The 4,561-nt window shown below is 38.2% G+C and carries 5 protein-coding genes; all 5 read right to left on the bottom strand.

The window, feature by feature from the left end; translation table 11 throughout:
- Positions 1-150: 150 nt before the first annotated feature.
- Complete coding sequence (locus AACS18_RS20010; RefSeq protein ID WP_108611916.1) at positions 151-708, bottom strand: sugar transferase; 558 nt, start codon at positions 706-708, stop codon at positions 151-153.
- A complete protein-coding gene (locus AACS18_RS20005; RefSeq protein WP_108611915.1) occupies positions 702-1,640 on the bottom strand; it encodes a UDP-glucose 4-epimerase family protein in 939 nt (312 codons plus the stop codon). The genes AACS18_RS20010 and AACS18_RS20005 overlap by 7 nt, the downstream gene beginning before the upstream one ends.
- 1 nt (position 1,641) lies before the next feature.
- Positions 1,642-2,763: a glycosyltransferase family 4 protein gene (locus AACS18_RS20000; RefSeq protein WP_108611914.1), complete on the bottom strand. Its 1,122-nt coding sequence runs from the start codon at positions 2,761-2,763 to the stop codon at positions 1,642-1,644.
- A 27-nt stretch (positions 2,764-2,790) separates the two neighbouring features.
- Positions 2,791-3,894: a glycosyltransferase gene (locus tag AACS18_RS19995; protein WP_108611913.1), complete on the bottom strand. Its 1,104-nt coding sequence runs from the start codon at positions 3,892-3,894 to the stop codon at positions 2,791-2,793.
- Positions 3,891-4,561, bottom strand: a 671-nt coding sequence (locus tag AACS18_RS19990; RefSeq protein ID WP_108611912.1) for a glycosyltransferase family 25 protein, incomplete at its 5' end; no start/stop codon positions are given. The genes AACS18_RS19995 and AACS18_RS19990, both read right to left, overlap by 4 nt.

Genomic DNA, 4,561 nt, shown 5'->3' with positions numbered 1-4,561 from the left:
CCCAGAATGCCACAGTTAGCAATAGCAGATCAGCACATATACTAATCCCCCGTTTATAAACACGGGGGATAGCCAAGAAAGAGGTCAACATAATGGCACCATCTCGTTAATAGCGGTAAGTAAGATAAGTTGATACAACCCAGAAAAATATTATTTCAATCCAACCGCATCGCCCGCACCGCTACCAGTTACCGTCATGATGATATAACGAACGTAGCTAGTTAAATTTAGGGTATCGATCATCTGCCGATCTGTTTGGGCAAGCAACGCAGGGGTCGACATATCGATATTTTGTACCTGTGCCAAGCCAGTAATCCCGGGTAACACCTCATAAACGCCTAAGGCATCACGCTCTTTGATCAGTTCCTCCTGATTAAAGAGATTAGGTCGCGGCCCAACCAAACTCATTTCACCTTTAAGAACATTGATCAGTTGTGGAAGTTCATCAATTTTAGTTTTGCGTAAAAAGGAACCTAACTTGGTGATGGAACTTGTGCTCGCTAAGTGGCTCGCCACAGACTGAGTATTGACCGACATGGTACGAAATTTGATTAGCTTGAAAGGTTTTTTATTTTTACCAACTCGCGTTTGTACAAAAATTGGAGATCCTGTATCAAACACACCTAGAACGATAACAATAAGTAAAATTGGCCAAAGCAGTAGCAAACCAAATAGAGCTGCTATGAAATCAAAAAATCTAATCAACATAATTGGTCCTTAGTCAAACAGCGTTTTATGCCTTCTTCCATTGTTATTGGTGGTTGCCAACCTAATACCTCTTTTGTATAAGATATATCTACTTGTAAATTTCCACATAAACGCTCGATAACGGCCTGCTTTCCAAGCAATTTTCCAGCGAGCTTTAACCATTCCATCGGCACCGGTAATAGTCGTGGCGTCTTGCCCACTGCGCGAACCATCATTTCCAATAATTCAGTTGTTGAAACATCATGATCATCACTAACCAAAAAGGTTTTATTTGCTGCTTTAGGATGATCAATACAAGTTACTATCAAATCAACCAAGTTATCCAGAGCAACCATACTACGCTTGTTGTTGATAGCTCCAAGAGGAAGAGGGAAATTTTTTGATGCCAAATTCATCATAGCAGAGAAATTAGCTTTCACACCAGGCCCATATACTAGAGGAGGCCGAATGATGACAACCTCCATATTTGTTTCCATAGATAACTCACGTAAACTATTTTCTGCCGCGAGTTTGGAAATCCCATAAGCATCCTCTGGTGCAGGAATGTTTTTTTCAGTAAATGGAGAATTAACTCTCGTTGACTCTCCATTTACCTTAATAGAACTGATATAGATAAACCGTTTAACATCATTGACCGCAGCCTGTCTAGCTAAATTCAATGTCCCATCAACATTAATTTTATGATATAGGCAGTATGGATTATCATTTCCTTCATTCATTACATGTGCTCTCGCAGCACAATGAATTATACAGGAGACATCTTTCATGATGTCGCCATACTCTGAATTTCCATCTAAATCGGATGGGAAAAATGTATATTCTTCATCCAGACTACGACGCCCGACCAAAATTAATTTTTCTCTAGGTATGGTTTTTTTTATGTGACGACCAACAAACCCTGATGCTCCAGTTAATATAATTTTATTTTTCATCTTAATTTAACTTATATATCTTAAAGAATGTATTTACAATATGCTTATGATCAAATTTTTCTATTGCAACCTTACGGTTATATAATGCCATACGATTCATTAAATCTGGTTTGGTAAGTAAATATATAATTGCCTCAGAAATAGCACTGCCAGATTTAGCCTCAACAAGAATACCATTTTCACCATTAATAACCATTTGCCGACAACCAGGTACATTTGTCGTAATAATAGGCAAACCACAAGATGCTGCTTCTATTAATGACTTAGGTAACCCTTCTCGGTAGGAGGGTAGACAGGCTATATGAGCATGACTATATATTTTAGCAATATCTGTACGTGGGCCTAACCACTGAATATAACCAGCATTGTGAGCGTTCTGGATATCCTGCACCGACATAGATGATATGTTTCCAGCATCGATATCTCCGACTAATTGCAAGCAGACATCTAACTTTCTTTCGTATAACATTTTGCCTGCCTCGATATACTCAGCAATGCCCTTATCTTTAAGCAACCGAGCAACCAAAACTACCGTAGTACGTTCCGATTTTATATTAGATGGTAAAAACACATTAGTATCTATACCTGCACCATTAACAAGATAAACTTTATTGGCATCGACCATACCTTGGCTTACAAATAGAAGCCTATCATCTTCATTTTCAAAAACGGCTGATGAATTGGAGGATGACAATGCAATTTTATATAGCAGCTTTAATAAAGACCAAATAATACGTCCAGACATTTTCTTTGACAAGTAGGCAGAACCTAATCCAGTAACAGAATTACATACTATAGATACTTTTTTTATTTTAAGAGACTTAATCACTAACCCTGTATAAACTATTGGTTTCACTGTGAAAGAGTGAATAACATCGGGGGCGATGTTACGTATTTTTTCTCTCAGCTTCATAATAAATGAAAGCTCGCTAAGTGGATTGACTCCACTTCGAGATAATGGGATGTAAATAAAGAAGAAACCCATTTCTTCAATGGTATCTTTTTTTACATCATCTCCAGCGATCACATAAATAGAGTGGCCTTGCTCAGAAACTTTTTCTGCCAATGCAAGAAAATGTGAACAGAAAAAAGATGACGAGTTGACGATATAAATAAATTTCAATTTTTATTCTCGCCCTGATTTAATTTATTAAAATACGCTGTAATCACCACTATATATTCTAAGCCAGCGTTCACATACCGAGGATAATGAATAATTATCTTCGACACGTTTTCTGGCCAAGCTTCCAAGATGAGTACGAGTGTCCAAGGAAAGTGCTAGTGCGTCACTCATCGCAGATGCTAATTTCTCACTATCTTTTGGCGGCACTAAAAATCCGGCATCTCCAACAACTTCTTTTACTCCTCCACAATCCGTTGCGACTACAACTCGCTTGCATGCCATTGCTTCGGCGACGACTAGCCCAAATCCCTCCCATGCTGACGATAATACAAATATATCCGCCGCACTCATCCACTCATTTACATCTCGTCGTAAACCAAGAAAATGCACTCGGCTACTTAAACCTTGTGAAATAACTCTGTCCTTAATATTTTCTTCATCTTCTCCTATACCAATAATGGCTAGTTGTGCAATACAAAAGGCTGGAGGTAGAGCAGCAAATGCTGTGAGTAAATTAGGATAATCTTTTGCAGCAGTGAAGCGCCCTACAGCCAGCAATAGGGGGATATGATCAGCCAGGCCCAACTCCGCACGTAGCCGCTTCCGACTAATGGAGTTATCTCGAAAATGTTCAGTATTAATACCATTGTGCATTGCAACCATTCGCCCAGCAGGAGCGGCGCCCTGTTGAATAAAAGCATCAACAGCCTCTTGACTGACATTAGTGCTTATATCACATAAGCGATCAGTCAATCGATAAGCAAGTATTCTCCCCTTTCCCCCTTCATTCGTACTATGTGCTGTACAAACCAACCTTGGAATGTCTGTTGTTAATCGTAGTAAACGAGAAAAAATATTTGCATGTACCATATGGCTGTGCATAACATCAGGCTTAAATTCATTTATCAAGTGGCGGATTGATTGATAAACCTTGATAAATCCAAATGGTGTTTTAGTCATCCCTAGCTCAACTAACTTTACTGCCCTTGATTGAGGATGATTAACAGAGCTTCCCGTTAATGAAACTAGCACTATTTGATGCCCTTGGGCTGCGAGCTTATCTGCCAAGTCACATACTTGGCGTTCAGCGCCTCCCATACCTAGACCAGTAATTATAAATAATATTTTCATCGAATTAACTTCATTAATATTTTCCTAAAATAACCTCTCAACACTCGTACTGTATCAAGAAAACTTAAATTTCTTTTTGATACAGCAGCTCTTTCAGTTTCCAAAGAACTTCTAAAAGTGAAAAAATCCTCAAACACAAGTAATGGCCGACAATGAGCAATATTTAAATTTACCTGCTCTCTAAAATAAAGCCAATCGTCAGCAACTGTAGAGACTTTGCAATCATCAAAATAAGCTAACATTTTTTCAGCACCAGAACGCCGAATCAAATATGATACAGTACCGCAAGTCCAGTTCCGCCAAGGCATCCCAATTAATATACCCCCTGATTGAGTTAATTTACTTAAAGGCTCCATTTTGTAAAAAGTGGATTCTTTATCTTTAGACAATTTAGAATAACCCAAAATAAGTACATCAATATCTAGATAATTCAAAGATGTAAGTAGATCTGTGATGCTCTCTGAATTCACATTATCTAAATTTGCATCATCTTCAATAATCCATGCCCAATCAGAATTGTCTGAAGAAATAAAATTTCTATAGCACTCTAGATGACTAAGAGCACAACCTACTTCACCTTTCGTCATTGCTCTTTTTATCGAATTCAGCGCGTCAACTTTAATATGTGTTGTTGCAATATCATGAGAGATATTTCTGAGATCTACAG

The organism is Aeromonas sp. HMWF015 (assembly GCF_963878965.1).
Classification (GTDB): domain Bacteria; phylum Pseudomonadota; class Gammaproteobacteria; order Enterobacterales; family Aeromonadaceae; genus Aeromonas; species Aeromonas veronii.
The sequence above is the reverse complement of the archived record's forward strand: the minus strand, read 5'-3'. Positions and strand labels throughout refer to the sequence as shown.